Source organism: Actinoplanes missouriensis 431 (assembly GCF_000284295.1).
Lineage (GTDB): Bacteria > Actinomycetota > Actinomycetes > Mycobacteriales > Micromonosporaceae > Actinoplanes > Actinoplanes missouriensis.
Genome location: NC_017093.1, coordinates 6,783,670 through 6,804,801 on the forward strand (window position 1 = coordinate 6,783,670; position 21,132 = coordinate 6,804,801).

Consider the following 21,132-nt stretch of genomic DNA (forward strand, 5'->3'; position numbering starts at 1 on the left):
CCGCATCCTCGACAAGGATGCGGGGCCACTCGCTCAGGCCGGCCTCCGCCAGGCGACCGGCTTTAGAAAAGGTCTCAGAGCGGGCGAACCTGCTCCGCCTGCGGGCCCTTCTGACCCTGGGCGATCTCGAACTCAACCCGCTGGTTCTCCTCCAGAGTGCGGTAACCGCTCGTCTGGATGGCCGAGAAGTGGACGAACACGTCAGCACCCCCGCCGTCGACGGTGATGAAGCCGAAGCCCTTGTCTGCGTTGAACCACTTCACGGTTCCTTGCGCCATGCTGAACTCTCCTTCTGAAAATGCCGGCCCGCCCAACCGCAGTAGCGCGGGGCCGATGACCGTTTTCGAGCAGCGGCGCCGCGAGGCGGCCCTTTCAGAGGACGTCCCCTCCACGAGACCTCGCGACCTCGCCCGAAGTGGGCGATGCCCCGTGGTCAAGCGGAAGCAGCGAACCACGTACACAAAAACTGGCAACACTGTACCCGAAAATGAGGCCGTAAAGCTGCCCCTCGAAGGAATCCAATAATGGGTTGCCGATATGGAAAAGGTCCCCCACTTCGCGGTGGCGAAGCGGGGGACCGGCAAGACTCCTGTCGATACCGAAGTTGATCTAGTCAGGCCAGTGCCCGGTCAGTTTGCGGGTGCTGATCGCGCCGCCACGATGGACCGCCGCCTTCACCACCGCGAAGATCGCACCCTGGATCGCGGCCGCCGCGAGGATCTCGCCCCAGCCGCGGTCCTCGTCGCCCGCGTCCGGGGCGTCGTCGTCGCCGGACACCACTTTCCAGGCCTGCTTGAACAGCACGCCGGCAAGCGTGCCGGCCGCGAAGCCCAGCGCGATGTTGACCGGTTTCAACGCGACCTTCTCCAGTTTGCCCGCCATCAGCGCCTCCCTCGCACGATCAGAATGATTCCCACCAGCGCCGCCAGCCCGGCGGCCACCAGCAGGGCCGGCGCCGGATCGGTGCGGACCCGGGTCTGCACGTCGGCGGCCGGCTCCTTGGCACGGACCGCGGCCTCGCGCACCCGGCCGGTGAACTCCGCGGCCTGGGTCAGCACCCGCTGCCGGGTCTGCTCCACCTGATCGCGGGCACGTGCCTTGACGTCCGCCTTGGCGGCGAGCGCCTGCACCGTCTCACCGAGCTCGGCACGGGTCTGTTTGATCTCTTCCCGCAGCACCGCCAGGTCCGGCTTCTCCGCGGAACCGTTTCTCTCGCTCATGCCCGGCTACGCTCCTTGACCGCGTGCTTCACCTCGTCGACATCGGCCTTGATCCCCTGGATCGCGGCCGAGGGCTCGGGCGGGACCGCGCGGCTCACCTGCTTCTTGCCCAGCAGGGCCAGCACGCCGGCGACCAGGAACAGCACGACTGTCACGATCAGGGCGGCCAGCCAGAGGTCGAGGAACAGGTCGAGCACGATGACCAGGGTCGCGATGAGCGCGCCGACGCCGTACCCGGCGAGGACCCCGGCGCCGCCGAACAGCCCCGCGCCGATCCCGGCGTGCTTGCCCTTCTCCGCCAGCTCCGCCTTGGCCAGCGTCAGCTCGTCCCGGACCAGCTTGCTGATCTGCTCGCTGGCGCGTTGCACCAGCTCACCCGTGGACTGCTCGGAGAGCGGCCGGGCGGTCACCGGCGCGGTCTGAGCGGGTATCGGCGTTACCGCAGGGCCGTTCAAGACATCGGCCATCGTGTCCCCCTTTCCGTGTGACCGGGGTATGCCCTGATCACGACGTCCTCAATCCTCGCGGGAACACGCAACACATCGGGTCAGCTACGCGACACCGCGACCGGATCCGGACCGCCGAACGCGATGCCCCGGGTGTCCCCGTCGTCGCCGCCGCTGAACACCCGGGCCTGCTCGGACGTGGCGTCCAGCCCGGTGGTGTAGACCCGGGCAGTGCCCCGGCGGGTCTGCGGGGTCGCGGTGGCCTCCACCTGGCGCAGCTCGGCGCGCATCCGGGGCAGCGCGTCACGCTGGTGCTCCCAGATCCAGCCGACCAGCCGCTCCCGGACCAGGCAGCGCAGGTCCCACAGGGCGCCCGCGTCGTTCGCGCTGACCAGGGCGCGCAACCGGACCATGCCGCCGGTCGCCTCGGTCACCTGCAGCACGCAGACCCGGCCGTCCCACAGGTCCGAGCCCTCGCAGACCTTCTGCAGCTCGGCCCGCAGCGGCTCGATCGGCGTCGACCAGTCCACGTCGACCTCGGCGGTGCCGAGCACCGCCGATCCGGTACGGGTCCAGTTCTGGAACGGTTTCGTGGTGAAGTACGAGGTCGGCAGGATGAGCCGCCGGTCGTCCCAGATCTGCACCACGACCACGGTCAGGGTGATTTCCTCGATCCGGCCCCACTCCTGCTCGACCACGACCACGTCGTCCACCCGGATCGCGTCGCTGAACGCCAGCTGGATCCCGGCGAAGACGTTGCCGAGCGTGCTCTGCGCGGCGAGCGCCGCCACGACGCTGAGCAGGCCGGCCGAGGCGAGCAGACTGGCGCCGAGCGCCCGGATGCCGGGGAAGGTCATGAGCATGACGCCGAAGGCGAGGACCACGATGGCCGCCACGGTGACCCGGCGCAGCATCACCACCTGCGTCTTGATCCGGCGGCGTTTCCGGTTGTCCGGGACGTCGGTGCGCCACTTCGCGAGCGCGACGTCCTCACAGACCAGCAGGATCGCGGCGACCAGCCAGGCCGACGAGGCGATGCAGAGCAGCACCAGCGTGTGCAGCACGCCGGCCCGGAACGAGAAATCGCCGGCGAACACCCGGATCGCCTGCTGGACCGCGACCAGGACCGTGGTGACCAGGAACGGGCGCCGGACCTTGCGCGCCAGATCGGCAGCGAGCGGCGAACGCCGGCCCACCCGGCGGACGACTTTGTGCAGGATCTCGTCGATCACGATCGTCGCGGTCGCGGCGATCACCACGGCGAGGACGGCTGTCACGAGGCTGGACACTGAGCTTTCCCTCCCAGGTGGGGTTCTGTGCCAGCGCCCTAGTTTGCCCCGGAAGGCTGTCCGCACACGGCTGACGGCAGATGTCAGACATAGCTCACATCTGCCGTCGTGCCCGGCGCGTCCGCTTGGGTTCAGATCTTGCGGTACTTGGCCTGCGCGATGCAGTAGACCCCGAACGCGGCGATACCGGCCGCGATCACCGCGAGCACCCAGACACCCCACGAGTAGGACGCCAGGGTCTTCAGGGCGGCGTCCAGGCCACGGGCCTTCTCCGGGTCGTAGTTCACGGCGGCCAGCACGACCAGCAGGCCGGCGATGCCGTACGCGACGCCCTTGGCGGTGTACCCGGCGACGCCGAGCTTGATGATCGACTCACGGGAGTTCGCCGGCATCTGACCGGTGTTGAGGTGCTTCACGAACTTGCGCTTGAGGCCGTAGTAGGCCATCCCGACGCCGATGCCGAGCACCACGAGGCCGATCAGGCCGACCAGCCAGCGGCCACCGGAGGAGCTCATCAGACCGGAGGTCTTGCTCTCGTAGTTGTCGCCCATCGAGGCGTTCGCGCCCTGGATCACCTTGACGGCCATCCAGGCCAGGTACGCGTAGAGGACCGCCCGCACCCCGGAGAGCACCCGCTCGGCCATGGCCGTGCGGTTACGCTCGCCGCTCTCGCCGATGGCCGCCTCGAAGGCCTGCCAGATCGCCATCGCCACGAGGCCGACGGCGATCACGACGAGCAGCGTCTTGCCGTAGGAGTGCCGGGCCAGCTCCTGCAGGGCCCCGGACTGGTCGCTCTCCTGCCCGGAACTGCCGAAGGCCACCTGCAGCGCGATCCAGGCGAAGAGCAGGTGAATGATGCCGTACCCGATGAAGCCACCTCGGGCGAGGTACTCCAGAGGCTTGCTCTCGGCGGCACGCGACGCGTGGTGCTTGACGTTCGAGGTCGTGGAGGACATGGCTCCAATGTGACCGAGGGCGACTTTCGTCAAACCCCGTGTGCGAATGGCGCGAGGGTGTTATCGCGAGATCTGCACCTGGACCTGGTCCTTGGTGACGCTGTCCAGCGACACCTGCAGGCCGCCGACGTCGACCGCCTGCTGGCCCTTGGTGAGCGAGACCTGCTCACCGGCGACGTCGAGGGTGACCGTGTTCTCGTCGGCGCTGACGAACTTGGCCTCCACGCCGAGGACGCTCACGCTGGCGTTTGTCTCACGGTCGATGGTCACGGTGCACTCGTCGAGGCTGCAGTCGACGTTGTCGTTGCTGCACCCGGTCAGCAGGGTGAGACCGAGGGCGGCGGAGGCGACAGCGGCAGCGAGACGGCGGCGAGGCAGAGAGATCAACACCCCTTCACGGTACGGGGTCGGAGCAAATCTAAGCTGATCGAGTGAGCGACTTCGAGGTCCGTGACAACCCCGCGGCACGCCGGTTCGAACTGCTCGTCGACGGCGAGGTGGGCGCCCTGGCCGTCTACCACACCCGTGGCGACACGGTGATCATCCTGCACACCGAGACCGCGCCCGAGATGCAGGGCCGTGGTCTGGCGAGCGAGCTGGCCCGCCAGACCCTGGATCAGATCCGTGCCCGTGGCGGCACGGTCGTCCCGTCCTGTCCGTTCTTCGCCAAGTACATCGGCGAGCACCCGGAGTACGCCGACCTGGTGCACCGGGGTTAACCGGTGCACCAGGGTTGATCGGTGCACCGGGGTTGATCGGTGCACCAGGGTCGATCAGCGCACCGGGGTCAGGCAGCCACCGGTTCGGCCGCGGGGGCCGGGACGTTCGGGCCGGCGATCAGCTCGGCGGCGGCCAGCCCGAGGGCGCGGGTGGCGCCGTGGGTGGCGATGTGGACTCCCCCGGTGACCTCGGCCGGGATGCCCATCTCGACCACTATCGCGTCCGGCCGGACGGCGAGCACCGCGCTCAGCGTGTCGGCGATCCACGGGTGCCGGTGCACGTCCCGGACCACCAGCACGAGCGGGCGGTCATCGGCGCCGGCCAGCACCGGCTCGGCGCGGTCGGCGAGCCCGTCCAGGTCGTCGGCGGTCAGCCGGCGCGAGGTGGTGCCCGGCAGCAGGCCGGCCAGCGGCGCGCCCAGGCCCCACGGCGTCTCGCTGCCGATCGCGATGTTGCGCGCCGGGGCGAACTCGACCACGTGCGGGGCGCCTGTCACCGGCAGCTCGGGACCGCCCTCGGCGACGGTCACCTTGATCGCGCGGCGGGCGGCGGCCAGGCCGACGGCCGAGCCGCGGGCGGCCGGCGGCGCCGCGAGGACCGCCACGCCGGGCTCGGCCGCGGCGTCCGCGATGGCCCGCGCGCCGGTCTCGGTCTGCCGCCGGGTGGTCCAGGCGGCGAGGGAACGGACCCGGGCGACCGCGTCCCGTAGCCGCTCCTCGGGCAGGTCTCCGCTGCGCACCGCGGCCACGATCGCGTCCCGTAGCTCGATCGCGGTCTGCTCGTCGGCGTTCTCGCCGCCGACGCAGATCGCGTCCACTCCCGCGGCGAGGGCGCGGACCGCGGCGCCGGCCAGGCCGAAGCGGCGGCTGACGCCCTGCATCTCGATGGCGTCGGTGACGATCACGCCCTGGAACCCGAGCTCCTCGCGGAGCAGGCCGGCCAGGATCCGCCGGCTCAGCGTGGCCGGCAGTTCCGGGTCGTACGCCGGGACCAGCAGGTGACCGGTCATCACCGCCTTCGCGCCGGCCGCGATCGCCGCCCGGAACGGGACCAGCTCGCCCGCGTCCAGCTCGGCCCGGCTCCGGGCGATCAGCGGCACGTCGTGGTGCGAGTCGACACTGGTGTCGCCGTGACCCGGGAAGTGCTTGGCACACCCGGCCACACCGGACTCCTGAAGACCCCGGACGAACGCCGCGGTGTGCCGGGCCGCCAGTTCCGGGTCAGCCCCGAACGCCCGTACCCCGATGACCGGGTTTGCGGGGTTGTTGTTGACGTCTGCGTCGGGCGCGTAGTCGAGCGTGATGCCGGCGTCCGCGAGGTCGCGTCCCAGGTCGCGGGCGACCGCCTCGGTCAGCTCCGGATCGTCGATCGCGCCCAGCGCCAGGTTGCCCGGGCGGGAGCTGCCGTGCCGTGACTCGAACCGGGTGACGTCACCGGCCTCCTCGTCGATCGCCACGATCACGTCCGGGTGCTCGGCCCGCAGCTGCGCGGTGAGCGCCGCGACCTGGACCGGAGACTCGACGTTGCGGGCGAAGAGGGCGACACCGCCCAGCCCGGCACCGAGCCAGCGGCGGACCCAGTCCGGTGCGGATGTGCCGACGAAACCCGGCTGCATGACAGCAGCGGCGAGTTCCGGCAGTTCGCCGTGAATGGACATGCGCCCCCGTACCTCCGATGCATTGACGAACGCCTATGTGAACGTTCTCCCTGTCCGGGGACCCATGCTCACACCCGATCCGCGATTAGTCAACAAACCTTTCTATTAGCTGTGGCACCGTCCCGGTAAACTCCGGGCGTGCCGTACACCCCCCTCGCGGCGACCGGCATCGACTGGTCCGAGATCCACGCGGTCCGTCTGCTCGGCGTCGCTCTGGCCGTCCTCTTCCTGCTCTGGGCGATCCGCCGCATGTTCGGCGGCAAATAGGGGTAACGGGCGGCCCATGCGCATCGGATACTTCCTGTCGAGCGAGGAGTACTCGCCGGCCGAGCTGATCGAACAGGCCAAGGGCGCGGAGCGGGCCGGTTTCTCGGCCCTGTGGATCTCCGACCACTACCACCCGTGGGTGGACGCCCAGGGGCAGAGCGCCTTCGTCTGGTCCATGATCGGCGCACTCAGCCAGGCCACCGGCCTCGACATCACCACCGCGGTCACCTGCCCGACCGTCCGCATCCACCCGGCGGTGATCGCCCAGGCCGCGGCCACCAGCGCGGTGCTCACCGGCGGCCGGTTCCGGCTCGGCGTCGGCACCGGCGAGGCCCTCAACGAGCACATCTTCGGTGACGCCTGGCCCGAGGCCGACGTCCGGCTGGAGATGCTGGAGGAGGCCGTCGAGATCATGCGCGAGCTCTGGAAGGGCGGCGTCGTCTCGTACCGGGGCAAGCACTACACGGTCGAGAACGCCCGGGTCTACACCCTGCCGGAGAAGCCGGTCGAGATCCTGGTCTCCGGGTTCGGGCCGAAGGCGATCGAGGTGGCGGCCCGGATCGGCGAGGGCTACGTCAGCACGATGCCGGACGGCGACATGGTCAAGCAGTTCCGCTCGCAGGGCGGTGGCGACCGGACCTGCCAGGCCGGGTTCAAGGCCGCGTTCGCCGAGAGCGAGGACGAGGGCGCCCGGATCGCGTACGAGAAGTGGCCGAACGCGGGCGTGCCCGGCGAGCTCTCCCAGGTGCTCCCCTCGCCCAAGCACTTCGAGCAGGCGTCGCAGCTGGTCACGCCGGACATGCTCAAGGAGAGCTTCGTCTGCGGCAACGACCCGGAGAAGCACCTCGAGATGATCAAGAAGTACGCCGACGCCGGCTTCGACGAGATCTACGTGGCCAACACCGGGCCGCACTACCAGGGCCTCTTCGACCTGTACGCCCGCGAGATCCTGCCGAAGCTCGCATGAGACTGGACATCCCCGTCTACGGGCCGCGGCTGCGCAAGGTCGCCCGCAAGCACTTCGGGTGGCCGTCGCTGCGGCCCGGGCAGTTCAAGCCGATGCGTGCCGTGCTGCGCCGCAACGACGCGCTCGTTGTCCTGCCCACCGGCGCCGGCAAGTCGGCGATCTATCAGATCCCGGCCGTGCTGCTGCCCGGCCCGACCGTCGTGATCTCGCCGCTGCTCGCCCTGCAGCAGGATCAGATCGCCGCACTCAACGAGCGGGACGACCCGAAGATCCGTGCGGTCCGGGTGAGCTCGGCCGAGACACCGGCACAGCAGCGCGAGGCGATCGAGGAGATCCGCGACGGCCGGGCTGAGTTCCTGTTCATCACGCCGGAGCAGCTCAGCGACCCCGAGCGGCTCGCCGAGGTGCGCGCGCTCGAGCCCGGCCTGGTCGCCGTCGACGAGGCGCACTGCATCTCGGCCTGGGGCCACGACTTCCGGCCCGACTACCTCGCCCTCGGCGACATGATCAAGCAGCTCGGGCGGCCGCCGGTCCTGGCGCTCACCGCGACCGCGTCACCGCCGGTCCGCGACGACATCATCGCGCGGCTGCGGCTGCGCGACCCCGAGATCCACGTGTCCGGCCTGGACCGGCGCAACCTGTTCCTCGAGGTCGCCTACTGCCCCGACGAGGACTACCGGTGGCGGCGCCTCACCACCATGCTCGACGTGGAGCAGCGGCCGGGCATCATCTACGTGCCGACCCGCCGGGCCGCCGAGGAACTCGCCGGGCGGCTCACCGAGGCCGGATACCCCGCCGAGTTCTACCACGGCGGGATGGCCGCGGGCCTGCGCGAGCAGCGGCACCGCGACTTCACCGACGACAAGGTCGACATCATGGTGGCGACCTCGGCGTTCGGCATGGGCATCGACAAGCCGAACATCCGCTGGGTCGCGCACGTGGCGCTGCCGGACTCCCCGGACAGCTACTTCCAGGAGATCGGCCGAGCCGGCCGGGACGGCGAACCGGGCCGTGCCGTCCTGCTCTGGCGCTCCGAGGACGAGGCCATCCAGCGCTTCTTCAACGGCGGCTCGCCGGATGCGGACGAATTGCAGGAGCTCGCCGCGGCCCTGCACCAGGGCCCGCAGACGAAGACCGCGCTGCAGAAGGCGACCGGGCTCGGCCCGCGCAAGATCGGGCAGTACCTGAACCTTCTGGAACAGGTGGGCGCGGTGCGGACCGGCGCCCGCAACAAGCTGACCGTGCCCGCGCGGGCGCCGCTGCCGGCGGAGGCCGCCGAGGCCGCGATCGAGGAGTACGAGCGCCAGCAGCTGGTGGTCGGCTCGCGAACTGACATGATGCGCGCCTTCGCACAATCCCGGCAGTGCCGCACCGAGACGCTGCTCGCCTACTTCGGCGAGGACCAGAAGCGCCCGTGCGGCCACTGCGACAACTGCGCCGACGGCAGCGCCGCCGAGGTCGACGCGGCGGAGGAGGAGGGCCCGTTCCCGGTGCACAGCCACGTCCGGCACGGCGAGTGGGGCACCGGCATGGTGATGAACTACGAGGAGGAGAGGATGACCGTCCTCTTCGACACCGTCGGTTACAAGACCCTGTCCGTCCCCGTCGTGGTCGAGCAGAAGCTTCTGGAGCCGGCGTAGCACGCGCGGATTTCCGGACATGCGGACATGTACCGAGCACCCGCGGCTCGAGCCCGCCGTCGCGGATCTGCTGCGGTAGTCACTCCGGCCAGAACTGCAGCAGATAGCGCTCGACGCCGCGCAACTCCACATCCGGCGCAGGAGTGGACGCCAGCAGCTCGGCGCGCCCGGTGACATAGGCGCGAACCCGGTAGGCGCCCGCCGCACCGACCGTGATGTCGTCGGCGTCCTCCGCGTCGACCAGCGGGTTGATCTCCAGCCAGCCGCTGTCCAGCAGCACCTTCGCCTCCTCGGGATCGCCCCAGCCGTCGGCGGGCGGCGGCTCGGCGCTCCAGGCCTCCACGGTGACGGCGGCGACGTGGTGGCGGGTGGACGCGCTCACCACGGTGATCATGTTGCGGCCGGCCTGCAGCCAGGAGGCGGGGTCCGGGCCGGCGTGCTGGTCGCCGCTGTCGTCGATGAGGTCGAAGGTGCCGTGGTCGACCAGGACCTCGGTCTCCAGCCGCTCGATCAGGTCGGGCATCGAAGCTCCTTTCTCCGCCGCCTCCGGTCACCTGAACAGGGCTGGAGGTCCCTACCGGGCAGCGCCGGGCCGGACCAGGCTGGCACAGGTGGATCAACGAACTGAAGTCACCACGAAGGACCGGCGTGGTGTGCGGGTCCCCCGGCACGATAGCGGCGACCGCCCGTTCATCGTGATCTGGGAGGCGACGCAGGCGTGCCCGCTGGCCTGCCTGCACTGCCGCGCGTCGGCGCGCCCGCTGCGGGACGCCGGTGAGCTGTCCACCGCCGAGGCGGCCGGGCTGATGGCCCAGGTCGCCGCGTTCGGCAGACCGGCGCCGCTGTTCGTCATCACCGGCGGGGACCCGTTCCAGCGGCCCGATCTGGCGGAGCTGGTCCGGCGCGGCACGGAACTGGGGCTGACCGTGTCGGTCTCCCCGTCGGGGACGCCGACGCTGACCAGGGACGCGCTCGCCGAGCTGCGGGACGCCGGCGCCCGGGCGATCTCGTTGAGTGTGGACGCCGCCGGTCCGGCCGCCCACGACGGCTTCCGGGGCGTCGGCGGGGTCTTCGCGCTGACCGTGCGGGCCTGGCGGGACGCGTCCGAACTCGGCCTGAAGGTGCAGATCAACACCACCGTCACCCGGGACACCGTGATGGAGCTGCCCGATATCGCCACGCTGATCCGGGATCGCGGCGCGATGCTGTGGAGCGTCTTCTTCCTGGTGGCGACCGGCCGGGGACGCGCCCTGGCGGGCCTGGACGCCGCCGGGACCGAGGACGTGCTGCACGCGCTGTACGACCTCGGCGAGACGGTGCCGGTGAAGACCACCGAGGCACACCACTTCCGCCGGGTCTGCCTGCAGCGGCAGATCCTGGAACGGCACGGGGTGCCGGCGGCGGACGCGCTCGGGCTGGGGCCGCTGTATCACCGGCTCCGGCAGCGGTTCGAGGAACGGGGGTTGTTCGCCGAGACGCGGCGGGTGCGCCGCCCGCCTCTGCGGGTCAGCGCCGGCAACGGGTTCGTGTTCGTGTCGCACCGCGGCGACGTACACCCGAGTGGTTTTCTTCCGGTGCCGGCCGGCAACGTCCGCGAGCAGCCACTGACGCGCATCTACCGGACCGCGCCGCTCTTCACCGGGCTGCGCGACACCGAGTCGCTGCGGGGCCGGTGCGGCGCGTGCGAGTTCCGCGAGGTGTGCGGCGGATCCCGGGCCCGGGCGTACGCGACGACCGGCGACGTGTACGCGGAGGAGCCCGCCTGCGGATATCAGCCGGGCTCGTTCCCCTACCCCGACGACCTGGCGGCCCTGGGCTTTGGTCCGTCCCGATCATGGTCGCCGGACCCTGCCCGTGACGGATCCGCTGCCGCACGCTGAGCCGCATGCTCTCTCTTGTCCTCAGCCTGCTCGCCCTGGTCCTGATCCTCGCCGGTCTCGTCATGATCGCCCAAGGCTGGGCGGGACGCCGTGACGTCGGCCGGGAACTGGCGCGGCAGCACATCAGTTTCCCGGCCGGCGACCGGCTCCCCGCCGGCCTGGCCCGGTTCGCCGGCGCCGACGTGCGCACCGGCGTGCAGGCCCGCGCCTACTCCGAGATGATCGCCGCCAACGTCGCGAAGGCCACCGGCGGCCGCAGCTACGCGGAGATCGCCGACGAGTGCATGAGGGCCGGCCACGACGAGAAGCTGGCCCGGCTGCGGGAGACCGCGTTCATGGGGCAGAGCCTGCGCGGCGCGCTTCTCGGCGCCTACCAGGCGTGGCAGGTCACGCTGCTGGTGATGGGTCTCGGCGCGCTGTTCCTGACGGTGGGAGCGGCGTTCCTGGCGGTCACCCTCCAACTGGGATGAGTCCGGTCATCCGGACCTTCACGCCGCGGTCGCGCCACCGGCCCCGGCTGCCGAGGGTGGCCCGGGACCTTCGTCCCGCCGGACCGGTGACCTCCGGCAGACGCCGGCGCGTGGCTGATCATGGGCCAATGGGGACATGGGAAATGCCGCGTCGCGCGTGCCGGTCGCCTGGCGGCTACCGGTCCTGCTGGCCGGCGGGCTCGCGCTGATCGCCGGCCTGTATGCCGGGTTGCTGCTGCTGGCCGTGCCGATGCCGGCCCCGGTCGGCTCGCTGGAGCGGGTGCACGGGCCGGTGATGGTGTTCGGGTTCGCCGGCACGCTGATCGGGCTGGAGCGGGCGGTCGCCCTCGGCGCCCGATGGGCGTTGCTCGGCCCGGCCTGCTCCGGCGCGGGCGCCATCGTGCTGATCATCGACGGCCCCGGACCCATCGGGTACGGCCTGATGATGCTCGCCGCGACCATCCTGCTCGTCGTCTACCGCTCGTTGTGGCAGCGGCAGCCCGGCATCGCGCTGCTCGCCCAGGTCGCCGGGGCGTTCGCCTGGTACGCGTCGACGCTGCTGTTGCTGGCCGGCTTCACCGTCGCCGAGACGGTGCCCTGGCTGGCCGTGTTCGTGATCGCCACGATCGCTGGAGAACGGCTGGAGCTGGCGCACGTCGGGCTGCGCGCCGCGAACGCCCCGCAGCTGCTGCTCGCCGCGCTGCTCGTGCTCGTGGCCGGTGCCACCGCGACCACGGTGTCCCCGGCCGCGGGCGGTCACCTGTTCGGTTTCGGCCTGCTGGCCGTCACCGGCTGGCTCGCCGTGTTCGACGTGGCCCGGCGGACCGTGCACGCGACCGGCCTGCCCCGCTACATCGCGATCGGGCTGCTGGCCGGGTACGCGTGGCTGGCGCTGGCCGGACTGCTGTGGGCCGGTGGCGGCACGGTGCTGGACGGGCCGCGCTACGACGCGGTGCTGCACGCGGTGTTCCTCGGCTTCACCATGTCCATGATCTTCGTGCACGCGCCGGTGATCCTGCCGGCGGTGCTGCGCCGCCCGCTGCCCTACCACCGCCTGCTGTACGTGCCCCTCGCGGTGCTGCACGTGTCGCTGCTGGTCCGGATCGGCGCGGGTGACGGTCTCGGCGCCGAGCCGGTGTGGCGATGGGCCGGGGTGGTGAACGTGGCGGCCGTCGTGGGCTTCGCCGGTTGCGCCGCCGGCCTGTCGCTGACCCGGGGGCGCGCGAGCCGCCGCCCGGCCCCGGCGCTGTCATGACCACGCTGTCACCGGTGAGCGAGCGCGCCCGATGGCATCGCCGCGCCGCGCTGGTGCCGCTGGCGTACCTGGCCGGGCTGGTGATCGTCGCGTTGGCGCACCCGTGGCTGCCGGCCTGGCGATGGCTGGCGATGCATCTGCTGCTGCTCGGCGCCGTCACCAACGCCGTGCTGGTGTGGAGCGCCCACTTCACCTCCGCCATCCTGCGGCTGCCCGCCCCGGCGCACCGCCGCGCCGACGTCGCCCAGCTGGCCGTGCACAACGCCGGGGTGGTGGCGGTGCTGGCCGCCGGCGTCACCGACCGGCCCTGGCTCGGTGTGGCCGGCGCGGTCGCGGTCTTCGCCGCGGTGCTGTCCCAGCTGATCTGGCTGGCCCGGCGGTTGCGTCGGGCCGTCCCGTCCCGGTTCGCCGTCACGGTGCGCTACTACCTGGCGGCCGCTACGGCGCTGCTCACCGGTATCCCCGCCGGCGCGTGGATGCTCGTCGTCGACGACGACACCCGTCCGCGGCTGCTGCTGTTCCACGCCCATGTCAACCTGCTCGGCTGGGTCACGCTGACGGTGCTCGGCACCCTGCTCACGTTCTGGCCCACGGTGCTGCGCACCCGGATCGCCGACGGGGCGGTGGCGGCCAGCCGTACCGCGCTCCCGGCCGCGGTGACCGGCCTGGTCGTGCTGGCCGCCGGGCTGCTGGCCTGGTGGCCGGTGCTCGCCGCCGGCGGCCTGCTGCTGTTCACGGTGGCGGCCGGGCTGACAGCCGTACCGGCGTGGCGGGCCGGGCGGGCCAAGCCGCCGGCCTCGTTCGCCGCCTGGTCCATCGCCGCCGCCGGCGGCTGGCTGTTCGCCGCCCTGCTGCTCGACGCCCGGATCCTGCTCACCGCGAATTCCTCGGCGCAGGCCGCGGATCGGTTCAGCACGACGCTGACGCCCTTCCTCGCCGGGTTCGTCGCTCAGGTGCTGCTCGGCTCGCTGGCCTACCTGCTGCCGATGGCGCTGGGCGGCGGCCCGTCAGCGGTCCGGCACCGCACCGCGATCCTGGACCGGCACGCGGCCCAGCGGGTGAGCATGTCCAATGTCGCGCTGGCCGTCTTCCTGCTGCCGGTCGGCCCGTACGTGCGGATCACCACGTCTCTGCTGGTCCTGGCCGCGCTCGTGCAGTTCCTCGGCGCCGCCGCCCGCGTGCTCCACACCGCCCGGAGGTAACCCGTGCCCGACACTCCCGCCCCGGCCCGGCCGCTCGCGCATCTGGGCGGGCTCGCCACCGGTCTGGCGCTCGTCCTGGTCGCCGTCCTGGTCGGCGCCGCCGCTCAGCGGCTCACCGGTGCGGGGCCGGCGCCGGTGTCCGCCGTCGCGGGAGTGACAGCGACCGGCCACACCACGACCGTCGCGGTCACCGCCGAGGGGATGCGGTTCCACCCCGGCAGCATCACCGTCCCGGCCGGTGACCGGCTGGTCATCGAGCTGACCAACCGCGACTCGCGCCGCCACGACCTGGTCCTCGGGACCGGTGCCCGGACGGACACGATCGGCCCGGACGCCACCGCCCGCCTCGACGCCGGGATCATCGGAACCACCGTCGACGGCTGGTGCTCACTGCCCGGGCACCGGCAGGCCGGCATGGTCCTCACCATCACCACGACCGGGCCGGCGTCCACGGCTGCCGGCGTCACCCGCGACGGTGACGGTGACGGTGACGGTGACGAGCATGCCGGGCACACGCCGTCGATCGACGCGATGGCGACCCCGGCGGCCGGGTTCACCGCCCGGGACGCCACCGCGCCGGTCTCCCCCACCGGCCGGGTGCACCGGCTCGACCTGCACGTCCAGGAGGTTCAGCGGGAGGTCGCCCCCGGCGTGCGGCAACAGCTGTGGACGTTCGGCGGGACCGCGCCCGGCCCGGTGCTGCGCGGCCGGATCGGCGACACGTTCGAGATCACCCTGATCAACGACGGCAGCCTCGACCACGGCATCGACTTCCACGCCGGCGCGCTCGCCCCGGACCAGCCGATGCGGCCGATCAACCCCGGCGAACGACTCGTCTACCGGTTCACCGCCACCAAAGCCGGCATCTGGATGTACCACTGCTCGACGATGCCGATGCTGCACCACATCGGCAACGGCATGTACGGCGCCGTGATCATCGACCCGCCGGGTCTCGCCCCGGTGGACCGGGAGTACGTCCTGGTGCAGTCCGAGCTCTACCTCGGCGCGGACTCCCAGCCCGGCGACCTCGCCACGATGCAGGCCGAACAGCCCGACGCCGTGGTGTTCAACGGCTACGTCGCGCAGTACGCCCACCGGCCGCTGCCCGCCCGCGCCGGCGACCGGATCCGGTTCTGGGTCCTCAACGCCGGGCCGAACCGCACCAGCGCCTTCCACGTCGTCGGCGGCCAGTTCGACACCGTCTACCGCGAAGGACGCTGGCAGCTACGACCCGGCGACGCCGGTGGAGCGCAGGTGCTCGACCTGGTACCGGCCGCGGGCGGGTTCGTCGAGACGGTGCTCCCGGAGGCCGGCGACTACCCGTTCGTCAGCCACGTGATGGTCGACGCCGAACGCGGCGCCCGCGGCGTCGTCGCGGTGCGCTGAGGTCAGGCCGGTGCCGGGCCGGTGGAGTTGCGGACGATCAGCTGCTGGCCGGTCGGCCGTCTGCGCGGGCGGCTGGTCGGCGGTTTCAGCGCCAGCTCGAGCGCCATCCGCCCCATGTCCGGCATCGGGAGCCGGATGGTGGTGAGGCTGGGCGCCAGGTCGCCGGCGACCGAGACGTCGTCGAAGCCGACCACGGACATCCGGCCGGGCACCGGGATGCCGCGCTCGCGGAGGACGGCGAGCACGCCCATCGCCATCGCGTCGTTGAGCGCGATGATCGCCGTGGTGTCCGGGTGCTCCTCGAGGATCTTCTCGGTGGCGACCCGGCCGCCCTCGCGGACGAAGTCGGTGTGCACGATCGGCATGTCGTCGAGGGAGAGACCGGCGGCGTGCAGCGCGGCGGCCACCCCGGCCATCCGGTCGATCACGGTGTTCAGCTCCGGGGTGCCGGCGACCAGGGCGATCCGGCGGTGACCGAGCCCGAGCAGATGCTCGCCGAGCGCGCGGCCGCCGGCCTCGTTGTCGGGCAGCACCGCGTCGGCGCCGAGCGCGTGCCGGCCGATCACCGCGACCCGGCCGCCCGCGTGCTGGTAACCCGCCAGGACCGTGCGGGCCTCGGCCTCCACCCGCGGATCGCCGTACCCGGAGCCGGCCACGATGATGATCCCGACCCGCTGGGCGATCAGGTTCCGGATCTGCCGCAGCTCGTGCTCGGGATCGCGCCCGGAGTGGCAGATCTGCACGAGCAGGCCCTGTTCACCGGCGAGCTGGATGACGCCGCCGGCGATCTCGGAGAAGTACGGGTCGTCGACCTGGTGCACGATCAGCCCCACGGTGGAGCTGGACCCGCCGGCCAGGGTCCGGGCGTACGGGTTCGCGACGTACCCGAGCTCGGCGGACACCTGGCGGACACGGTTGGCGACCTCCTCGCTCACACCCTCGCGCCCGGCGAGCGCCCGCGAGGCCGTGGCCAGTGAGACTCCCGCGCGCTCAGCGACGTCGATGAGGCGCAGCCCGGGGCCCGGTTTCGGCATCGTCGACTCCCCAGCTCTGCCAACTGAACAAAGGTATTGCCCGTGATTGATGTCACAGCATAGAGTACGCAAGCGCTTACGGAAGCGCTTTCGTACTCGGCCCGAAGGAGCGTCCGAGGATGCCGACCACGTCTTTCCGCGCACGAATCTCCGCATACTCCCTGGCTGCGACCATGATTGTCACACTCGGCGCCTGCGGCAGCAGCGACGGTGGCGACACCCAGGACGGCGACCCGATCGTCATCGGCGTCTCCCTCCCGCTGACCGGTGACTTCTCCGAGCCCGGCAAGGGCGTCCAGCAGGGTTACGAAGCCTGGCAGAAGATCATCAACGAGAAGGGCGGCCTGCTCGGCCGCCAGGTGGAGCTGAAGATCCTCGACGACCAGTCCAATGCGGACCGGGTCGTCGCCGACTACGAGCAACTGATCGGCAAGGACGAGGTCGACCTGGTCTTCGGCCCGTTCTCGACCCGCCTCGTGGTGCCCTCGGCCCGCGTAGCCGAGGAGTACGACATGCTCTTCGTCGAGCCGGCCGGCGCCGCCAAGGAGGTGTTCGAGCAGGGCTTCAAGAACCTCTTCTACGCCGCGCCCGCGGTCGCCAACGACCACTACAACCACCTCGCCGAGAAGATCCTGGCGATGCCGGCCGACCAGCGGCCCAAGACCGCGGCCTACGCGGCGATGGACGACCCGTTCGCGCAGGGCACGGCGTACGGCCTCAAGGAGAAGCTGGAGGCCGGTGGCGTCAAGACGGTGGTGAACGAGGTCTACCCGCCGAACACCACGGACTTCTCCGGCATCGCCGCCAAGATCGCCGACTCGAAGGCGGACGTGCTGGTCGGCGGCTCGCAGTACCAGGACGGCGTGAACCTGATCGTGGCCCTCCAGCAGCTGGGCTACCAGCCGGAACTGGCCGCGTTCTCCACCGCGCCGACCAACCCGGAGTTCGCCTCGGCGATCGGCAACAAGACCGCGGGCGTGCTCTCCCCCACCGGTTACAGCCAGGACGCGCCGTACGAGAGCAACAAGGAGTTCGTCGAGAAGTACACGGCCCAGTTCGGCAAGGCGCCCGAGGAGGACCAGGCGAACGGGTACACCACCGGTCAGGTGGTGGCCGCCGCGGTGACCGCGGTCGGCTGCGCCGAGCAGGGCGAGTGCCAGCAGAAACTGGTCGACTGGGTGCGCGCCAACACGGTGGACACCGTGGTCGGCCCGCTCAGCTGGGACGAGACCGGCAAGCCGAAGGGCGCGCACATGATCCAGCAGTGGATCGACGGCGACATCAAGATCGTGTTGCCGGAGGACGTCAAGGAGGCCGAGTTCCTCTACCCGAAGCCGGCCTGGTGATGCGCTGATGCCATCCGGTGCGCTGCTGTTCCAGAGCATCCTGCTGGGCCTGCTGCTGGGCGGTCTCTACGCCCTGCTGGCCTCGGGGCTGACCCTCTACTTCGGCATCATGCGGGTGGTGATGATCGCCCACTCGGCGTTCCTCATCCTCGCCGCCTACCTGGCGTGGTACCTGCACGAACGGGCCGGCATCGACCCGCTGCTCTCGATGCTCGTCACGGTTCCGCTCTTCTTCGGCGCCGGTGTCGGGCTGCAGCGTCTCCTGCTCACCCGGTTACGGCCGGCCACCCTGACCATGATGTCGGTGCTGCTGACGTTCGCGATCGCGCTGCTCATCGAGGGGTTGCTCGGCTACGCGTTCACCGGCACACAGCGGCGCATCAACCTCGGGTACGGGTCGGCCAGCCTCGAGCTGTTCGGAGCCCGGATCGCGGTGGTCAAACTGATCGCGTTCGGGCTCGCCGCGGTCGCGCTCACGACGCTCTACCTGCTGATGAAGCGCACCCGTTTCGGCTGGGCGCTGCGCGCGACCATCCAGCACCGGGACGCGGCCCGGCTGCTCGGCATCGACACCGAGAGGGTGGCCGGCTACGGCTTCGGCATCGGGCTGGCCACCGCGGCGATCGGCGGCACCGCGCTGTCGCTGGACACCACGATCTATCCGTCGCTGCACTGGCACTGGATCGGCCCGCTCATGGCGATCATCGTGGTGGGCGGGCTGGGCAGCGTGCCGGGCGCGGCGATCGCGGCGATGGTGCTCGGGATGGCGCAGAGCCTGCTCCAGATCCCGATGGGCACCACCTGGGCGCAGACGGTCTTCTACGTCGCGCTCTTCGCCACCCTGGCGTTCCGGCCACAAGGGTTCTTCGGAGGCCGCCTTGCTCAACGCTTCTAGGTACCTCAAGATCGGCGCGATCGTCCTGCTCGCGGTGGCGGTCCTCGCCTTCCCGAGCGTCGCGCCGAACCCGTACATCCTGTCGGCCGGCGTGCTGGTGCTCTACTACGCGGCGCTCTCCACCTCGTGGAACTTCGTGGGCGGCTTCACCGGCTACATCTCGCTGGGGCACGGCGCGCTCGCCGGTCTGGGCGCCTACGGCACCGGTCTGCTGGTGGCGAAGGGCGGGCTTCCGCCCTTCCTCGCCCTCTTCGCGGGGGCCGCTGCGGTCGCGGCCCTCGCGGTCCCGATCGGCTTCGCCGCCCTGCGGGTACGGGGGGCGTCGTTCGTCATCGTGTCGATCGCGCTGGTCCTGATCCTCCTGCTGGTGTTCCAGAGCTGGGCCTCGGTCACCGGGGGCTCGCGCGGACTCGTCGTCCCCCGGCCGTTCGACCTGACCCGGCCCGAGCACCACCGGGTCTTCTACTACCTCTTCGCCGGACTGGTCACCGTGGCGCTGCTGGCCTGGTGGCTGATCGACAGGTCCCGGTTCGGTCTGGGACTCAAGTCGATCCGCGAGGACGAGGACAAGGCGGAGGCTCTGGGGACCGCCACCTTCGCGTACAAATTGATCGTCTTCGTGGTCTCCGCGGGTTTCACCGCTCTGGCCGGCGGGCTGTACGCGCTCTGGTTCGGCGACCTCGACCCGGTCTTCCAGTTCTCCATCCTCACCGGCTCCTACCTGGTGCTGATGGCGCTGCTGGGCGGGGTGCGGCAGCTGTTCGGCCCGGTCGCCGGCGCGATCATCGTGGGCGTCGCCCTCGAATACTTCAAGGTCGAGTACGGCGACACCCCGCTGCACCTCGTGGCGACCGGCCTGCTGCTCGCGCTCGTGGTGCTCTTCATGCCGGACGGCATCCTGCCGGCCATCGGCGACCTGCTGAAACGCTTCGACCGGACCAAGCGGTCCTCGATCCGTGAGGTCAGCGCTGCCGAGCTTCGCGAGCAACGCCTCGCCGAGGCGAAAGGAGCGGCCCGATGACCGCGACCTCCCTGGCCACCCACGAGCTGCGCAAGGCGTTCGGCGGCGTGACCGCGCTGGACGGCGCCACCGTCGAGTTCCAGCACGGCAAGGTGAACGCGCTGATCGGGCCGAACGGCTCCGGCAAGACGACGTTCTTCAACTGCGTGACCGGCATGATCAAGCCGGACAGCGGCGTGGTCAGCTACGCCGGCAAGGACATCACCGGCAAGGCGCCGCACCGGATCGCCCGGCACGGCCTCGGTCGCACCTTCCAGCTCTGCCGGACCTTCCCTCGCATGACGGCGCTGGAGAACGTGCTCTCCGCCGTACAGCCGAAGGGGTTGATCGGGGGTCTGCGCGGGGCGAAGCGCCGCAGCGAGATCGACCGGGCGATGAGCTGGCTGACCCGGCTCGGCATCGAGCACCTGGCCGGCAACGAGGCCCGGGACATGTCCTGGGGGCAGCAGAAACTTCTCGAACTGGCGGGCGTGCTGATGGCGGAGCCGGCGACCGTGCTGCTCGACGAGCCGGCCGGCGGGGTGAACCCGGCGCTGCTGGACCGGATCGGGGTGCTGGTCCGCGAACTGAACGCGGAGGGCCGCACCTTCGTGATCGTGGAGCACAACATGGACCTGGTCATGAGCATCAGCGACCACATCGTGGTCTTCGACCGGGGCCGCCCGATCGCCGAGGGACCGCCGTCGGTGATCAAGACGGACGAGCGCGTGTTGGGGGCATACCTTGGCGTCTGAGCTTTCTCTCGTCGACATCGTCGCCGGTTACGGCCGCGCGGCGCCGGTGCTCCGCGGCTTCAGCGTCGAGGTGCCGGCCGGGAAGATCGTCTGTCTGGTGGGGCCGAACGGCGCCGGCAAGTCCACCGTGCTGAAGGTGGCCGGTGGCCTGCTCAAACCCCGGGACGGGAAGGTGCTGGTCGGCGGCGAGGACGTCACCGGCCGGGGGCCGCAGGCCATGCTCGCGGCCGGGGTGTCGCTGGTGCTGCAGGGGCACAGCGTGTTCCGGGAGATGACCGTCGAGGAGAACGTGCTGCTCGGCGCGTACACGCTGCGCGACAAGGCCCTTCTCAGCAAGCGCGTGGCGTTCGTGAAAGAGGTCTTCCCGGTGGTCGCCGACCGCTGGGGATCGCTCGCCGGTCTGCTCTCCGGCGGGCAGCAGAAACAGGTGGAGTTCGCCCGGTCGCTGATGGTGGACCCGAAGGTCGTCCTGCTGGACGAGCCGTCGATGGGTCTCGACCCGAAAGCAACCGGCACGGTGTTCGAACAGGTCGTGCGGATGCGTGACGCCGGCACGGCGGTGCTGCTCGTCGAGCAGAACGCCCGCCGCGCGCTGGAGACCGCGGACCTCGGGTGCGTGCTCGACCTCGGGCGCGTGCACATCTCCGGGCCTGCCTCGGAACTACTGGCTGATCCACAGCTCGGGGAGCTCTATCTCGGCGGCCGTCCCGCCGAGCCTGGTGTAAAACCGAAGATCTGAAAGGTCGT

Annotated in this window: 24 protein-coding genes; 14 read left to right on the top strand and 10 right to left on the bottom strand. The window is 71.0% G+C overall.

Annotation, left to right across the window (positions count from 1 at the left end):
- Positions 1-74: 74 nt before the first annotated feature.
- The 7 genes from AMIS_RS31060 to AMIS_RS31090 all read right to left on the bottom strand — a co-directional run bounded on the left by AMIS_RS31060 (position 75) and on the right by AMIS_RS31090 (position 4,301).
- Complete coding sequence (locus tag AMIS_RS31060; RefSeq protein ID WP_011905669.1) at positions 75-278, bottom strand: cold-shock protein; 204 nt, start codon at positions 276-278, stop codon at positions 75-77.
- A 331-nt stretch (positions 279-609) separates the two neighbouring features.
- A complete protein-coding gene (locus tag AMIS_RS31065) occupies positions 610-882 on the bottom strand; it encodes a DUF4235 domain-containing protein (protein ID WP_014446413.1) in 273 nt (90 codons plus the stop codon).
- Positions 882-1,220, bottom strand: a complete 339-nt coding sequence (locus AMIS_RS31070; RefSeq protein WP_014446414.1) for a DUF3618 domain-containing protein — start codon at positions 1,218-1,220, stop codon at positions 882-884. Before AMIS_RS31070 ends, AMIS_RS31065 begins: the two co-directional genes overlap by 1 nt.
- Positions 1,217-1,687 carry a phage holin family protein gene (locus tag AMIS_RS31075; RefSeq protein WP_014446415.1) on the bottom strand — a complete coding sequence of 157 codons (471 nt, stop codon included), beginning with the start codon at positions 1,685-1,687 and terminating at the stop codon, positions 1,217-1,219. The genes AMIS_RS31070 and AMIS_RS31075 overlap by 4 nt, the downstream gene beginning before the upstream one ends.
- An 80-nt stretch (positions 1,688-1,767) precedes the next feature.
- Complete coding sequence (locus AMIS_RS31080; RefSeq protein WP_041830171.1) at positions 1,768-2,955, bottom strand: mechanosensitive ion channel family protein; 1,188 nt, start codon at positions 2,953-2,955, stop codon at positions 1,768-1,770.
- 131 nt (positions 2,956-3,086) lie between these two features.
- Positions 3,087-3,911: a DUF1206 domain-containing protein gene (locus tag AMIS_RS31085; RefSeq protein WP_014446417.1), complete on the bottom strand. Its 825-nt coding sequence runs from the start codon at positions 3,909-3,911 to the stop codon at positions 3,087-3,089.
- 60 nt (positions 3,912-3,971) lie between these two features.
- The gene (locus AMIS_RS31090; protein ID WP_014446418.1) at positions 3,972-4,301 is read right to left on the bottom strand and encodes a hypothetical protein; all 330 of its coding nucleotides are present in this window, start codon (positions 4,299-4,301) and stop codon (positions 3,972-3,974) included.
- Between the two features lie 41 nt (positions 4,302-4,342).
- Between AMIS_RS31090 and AMIS_RS31095 the strand changes: the two genes are divergently transcribed.
- A complete protein-coding gene (locus AMIS_RS31095) occupies positions 4,343-4,630 on the top strand; it encodes a GNAT family N-acetyltransferase (protein WP_014446419.1) in 288 nt (95 codons plus the stop codon).
- Between the two features lie 68 nt (positions 4,631-4,698).
- On the opposite strand, the gene AMIS_RS31100 is transcribed toward AMIS_RS31095, so the two are convergent.
- The gene (locus AMIS_RS31100; RefSeq protein WP_014446420.1) at positions 4,699-6,288 is read right to left on the bottom strand and encodes a glycoside hydrolase family 3 protein; all 1,590 of its coding nucleotides are present in this window, start codon (positions 6,286-6,288) and stop codon (positions 4,699-4,701) included.
- A 138-nt stretch (positions 6,289-6,426) separates the two neighbouring features.
- Here AMIS_RS31100 and AMIS_RS44730 point away from each other — a divergent pair, with 138 nt between their 5' ends.
- Genes AMIS_RS44730 through AMIS_RS31110 form a run of 3 tightly spaced genes read left to right on the top strand, consistent with a single transcriptional unit; the run spans position 6,427 to position 9,162 of the window.
- Positions 6,427-6,555, top strand: coding sequence for a hypothetical protein (locus tag AMIS_RS44730; protein WP_014446421.1), 129 nt, complete (start codon positions 6,427-6,429; stop codon positions 6,553-6,555).
- 16 nt (positions 6,556-6,571) lie between these two features.
- The gene (locus tag AMIS_RS31105) at positions 6,572-7,522 is read left to right on the top strand and encodes a TIGR03557 family F420-dependent LLM class oxidoreductase (RefSeq protein ID WP_014446422.1); all 951 of its coding nucleotides are present in this window, start codon (positions 6,572-6,574) and stop codon (positions 7,520-7,522) included.
- A complete protein-coding gene (locus tag AMIS_RS31110) occupies positions 7,519-9,162 on the top strand; it encodes a RecQ family ATP-dependent DNA helicase (RefSeq protein WP_014446423.1) in 1,644 nt (547 codons plus the stop codon). Before AMIS_RS31105 ends, AMIS_RS31110 begins: the two co-directional genes overlap by 4 nt.
- A gap of 79 nt (positions 9,163-9,241) precedes the next feature.
- Here AMIS_RS31110 and AMIS_RS31115 read toward each other — a convergent pair whose 3' ends face one another.
- Positions 9,242-9,685, bottom strand: coding sequence for a hypothetical protein (locus AMIS_RS31115; RefSeq protein WP_014446424.1), 444 nt, complete (start codon positions 9,683-9,685; stop codon positions 9,242-9,244).
- A gap of 88 nt (positions 9,686-9,773) precedes the next feature.
- Here AMIS_RS31115 and AMIS_RS31120 point away from each other — a divergent pair, with 88 nt between their 5' ends.
- From AMIS_RS31120 to AMIS_RS31140, 5 genes are all read left to right on the top strand, one after another.
- Positions 9,774-11,042 (top strand): TIGR04053 family radical SAM/SPASM domain-containing protein, encoded by a 1,269-nt coding sequence (locus AMIS_RS31120; protein WP_014446425.1) that lies wholly within the window; start codon positions 9,774-9,776, stop codon positions 11,040-11,042.
- 5 nt (positions 11,043-11,047) lie between these two features.
- A complete protein-coding gene (locus AMIS_RS31125; protein ID WP_014446426.1) occupies positions 11,048-11,512 on the top strand; it encodes a hypothetical protein in 465 nt (154 codons plus the stop codon).
- A 136-nt stretch (positions 11,513-11,648) separates the two neighbouring features.
- Complete coding sequence (locus AMIS_RS31130) at positions 11,649-12,767, top strand: hypothetical protein (protein ID WP_014446427.1); 1,119 nt, start codon at positions 11,649-11,651, stop codon at positions 12,765-12,767.
- A 14-nt stretch (positions 12,768-12,781) separates the two neighbouring features.
- Positions 12,782-13,969 carry a hypothetical protein gene (locus AMIS_RS31135; RefSeq protein WP_197537979.1) on the top strand — a complete coding sequence of 396 codons (1,188 nt, stop codon included), beginning with the start codon at positions 12,782-12,784 and terminating at the stop codon, positions 13,967-13,969.
- Positions 13,970-13,972: 3 nt separating this feature from the next.
- A complete protein-coding gene (locus tag AMIS_RS31140) occupies positions 13,973-15,355 on the top strand; it encodes a multicopper oxidase domain-containing protein (RefSeq protein WP_014446429.1) in 1,383 nt (460 codons plus the stop codon).
- A 2-nt stretch (positions 15,356-15,357) separates the two neighbouring features.
- Here the strand turns inward: AMIS_RS31140 and AMIS_RS31145 are convergent, their stop codons facing one another.
- On the bottom strand, positions 15,358-16,389 hold the full coding sequence (locus AMIS_RS31145) for a LacI family DNA-binding transcriptional regulator (protein WP_014446430.1): 1,032 nt from the start codon (positions 16,387-16,389) through the stop codon (positions 15,358-15,360).
- A gap of 173 nt (positions 16,390-16,562) precedes the next feature.
- Here AMIS_RS31145 and AMIS_RS31150 point away from each other — a divergent pair, with 173 nt between their 5' ends.
- Genes AMIS_RS31150 through AMIS_RS31170 form a run of 5 tightly spaced genes read left to right on the top strand, consistent with a single transcriptional unit; the run spans position 16,563 to position 21,124 of the window.
- Entirely contained in the window at positions 16,563-17,735 is a 1,173-nt protein-coding gene (locus tag AMIS_RS31150; protein ID WP_014446431.1) for an amino acid ABC transporter substrate-binding protein, read from the top strand.
- 7 nt (positions 17,736-17,742) lie between these two features.
- On the top strand, positions 17,743-18,630 hold the full coding sequence (locus tag AMIS_RS31155) for a branched-chain amino acid ABC transporter permease (RefSeq protein ID WP_014446432.1): 888 nt from the start codon (positions 17,743-17,745) through the stop codon (positions 18,628-18,630).
- The gene (locus AMIS_RS31160) at positions 18,614-19,651 is read left to right on the top strand and encodes a branched-chain amino acid ABC transporter permease (RefSeq protein ID WP_014446433.1); all 1,038 of its coding nucleotides are present in this window, start codon (positions 18,614-18,616) and stop codon (positions 19,649-19,651) included. Before AMIS_RS31155 ends, AMIS_RS31160 begins: the two co-directional genes overlap by 17 nt.
- Positions 19,648-20,385 carry an ABC transporter ATP-binding protein gene (locus tag AMIS_RS31165; protein ID WP_014446434.1) on the top strand — a complete coding sequence of 246 codons (738 nt, stop codon included), beginning with the start codon at positions 19,648-19,650 and terminating at the stop codon, positions 20,383-20,385. The genes AMIS_RS31160 and AMIS_RS31165 overlap by 4 nt, the downstream gene beginning before the upstream one ends.
- Positions 20,375-21,124 (top strand): ABC transporter ATP-binding protein, encoded by a 750-nt coding sequence (locus AMIS_RS31170; RefSeq protein ID WP_014446435.1) that lies wholly within the window; start codon positions 20,375-20,377, stop codon positions 21,122-21,124. The genes AMIS_RS31165 and AMIS_RS31170 overlap by 11 nt, the downstream gene beginning before the upstream one ends.
- Positions 21,125-21,132: the final 8 nt, after the last annotated feature.

Excerpts from the sequence above, each read along its gene's own strand:
- AMIS_RS31125 (WP_014446426.1), top strand. The coding sequence starts at position 11,048 with ATGCTCTCTCTTGTCCTCAGCCTGCTCGCCCTGGTCCTGATCCTCGCC.
- AMIS_RS31150 (WP_014446431.1), top strand. The coding sequence starts at position 16,563 with ATGATTGTCACACTCGGCGCCTGCGGCAGCAGCGACGGTGGCGACACC.
- AMIS_RS31155 (WP_014446432.1), top strand. The coding sequence starts at position 17,743 with ATGCCATCCGGTGCGCTGCTGTTCCAGAGCATCCTGCTGGGCCTGCTG.
- AMIS_RS31075 (WP_014446415.1), bottom strand. The coding sequence starts at position 1,687 with ATGGCCGATGTCTTGAACGGCCCTGCGGTAACGCCGATACCCGCTCAG.
- AMIS_RS31145 (WP_014446430.1), bottom strand. The coding sequence starts at position 16,389 with ATGCCGAAACCGGGCCCCGGGCTGCGCCTCATCGACGTCGCTGAGCGC.
- AMIS_RS31065 (WP_014446413.1), bottom strand. The coding sequence starts at position 882 with ATGGCGGGCAAACTGGAGAAGGTCGCGTTGAAACCGGTCAACATCGCG.
- AMIS_RS31130 (WP_014446427.1), top strand. The coding sequence starts at position 11,649 with ATGGGAAATGCCGCGTCGCGCGTGCCGGTCGCCTGGCGGCTACCGGTC.
- AMIS_RS31115 (WP_014446424.1), bottom strand. The coding sequence starts at position 9,685 with ATGCCCGACCTGATCGAGCGGCTGGAGACCGAGGTCCTGGTCGACCAC.
- AMIS_RS31105 (WP_014446422.1), top strand. The coding sequence starts at position 6,572 with ATGCGCATCGGATACTTCCTGTCGAGCGAGGAGTACTCGCCGGCCGAG.
- AMIS_RS31060 (WP_011905669.1), bottom strand. The coding sequence starts at position 278 with ATGGCGCAAGGAACCGTGAAGTGGTTCAACGCAGACAAGGGCTTCGGC.
- AMIS_RS31085 (WP_014446417.1), bottom strand. The coding sequence starts at position 3,911 with ATGTCCTCCACGACCTCGAACGTCAAGCACCACGCGTCGCGTGCCGCC.
- AMIS_RS31100 (WP_014446420.1), bottom strand. The coding sequence starts at position 6,288 with ATGTCCATTCACGGCGAACTGCCGGAACTCGCCGCTGCTGTCATGCAG.
- AMIS_RS31110 (WP_014446423.1), top strand. The coding sequence starts at position 7,519 with ATGAGACTGGACATCCCCGTCTACGGGCCGCGGCTGCGCAAGGTCGCC.
- AMIS_RS31070 (WP_014446414.1), bottom strand. The coding sequence starts at position 1,220 with ATGAGCGAGAGAAACGGTTCCGCGGAGAAGCCGGACCTGGCGGTGCTG.
- AMIS_RS31165 (WP_014446434.1), top strand. The coding sequence starts at position 19,648 with ATGACCGCGACCTCCCTGGCCACCCACGAGCTGCGCAAGGCGTTCGGC.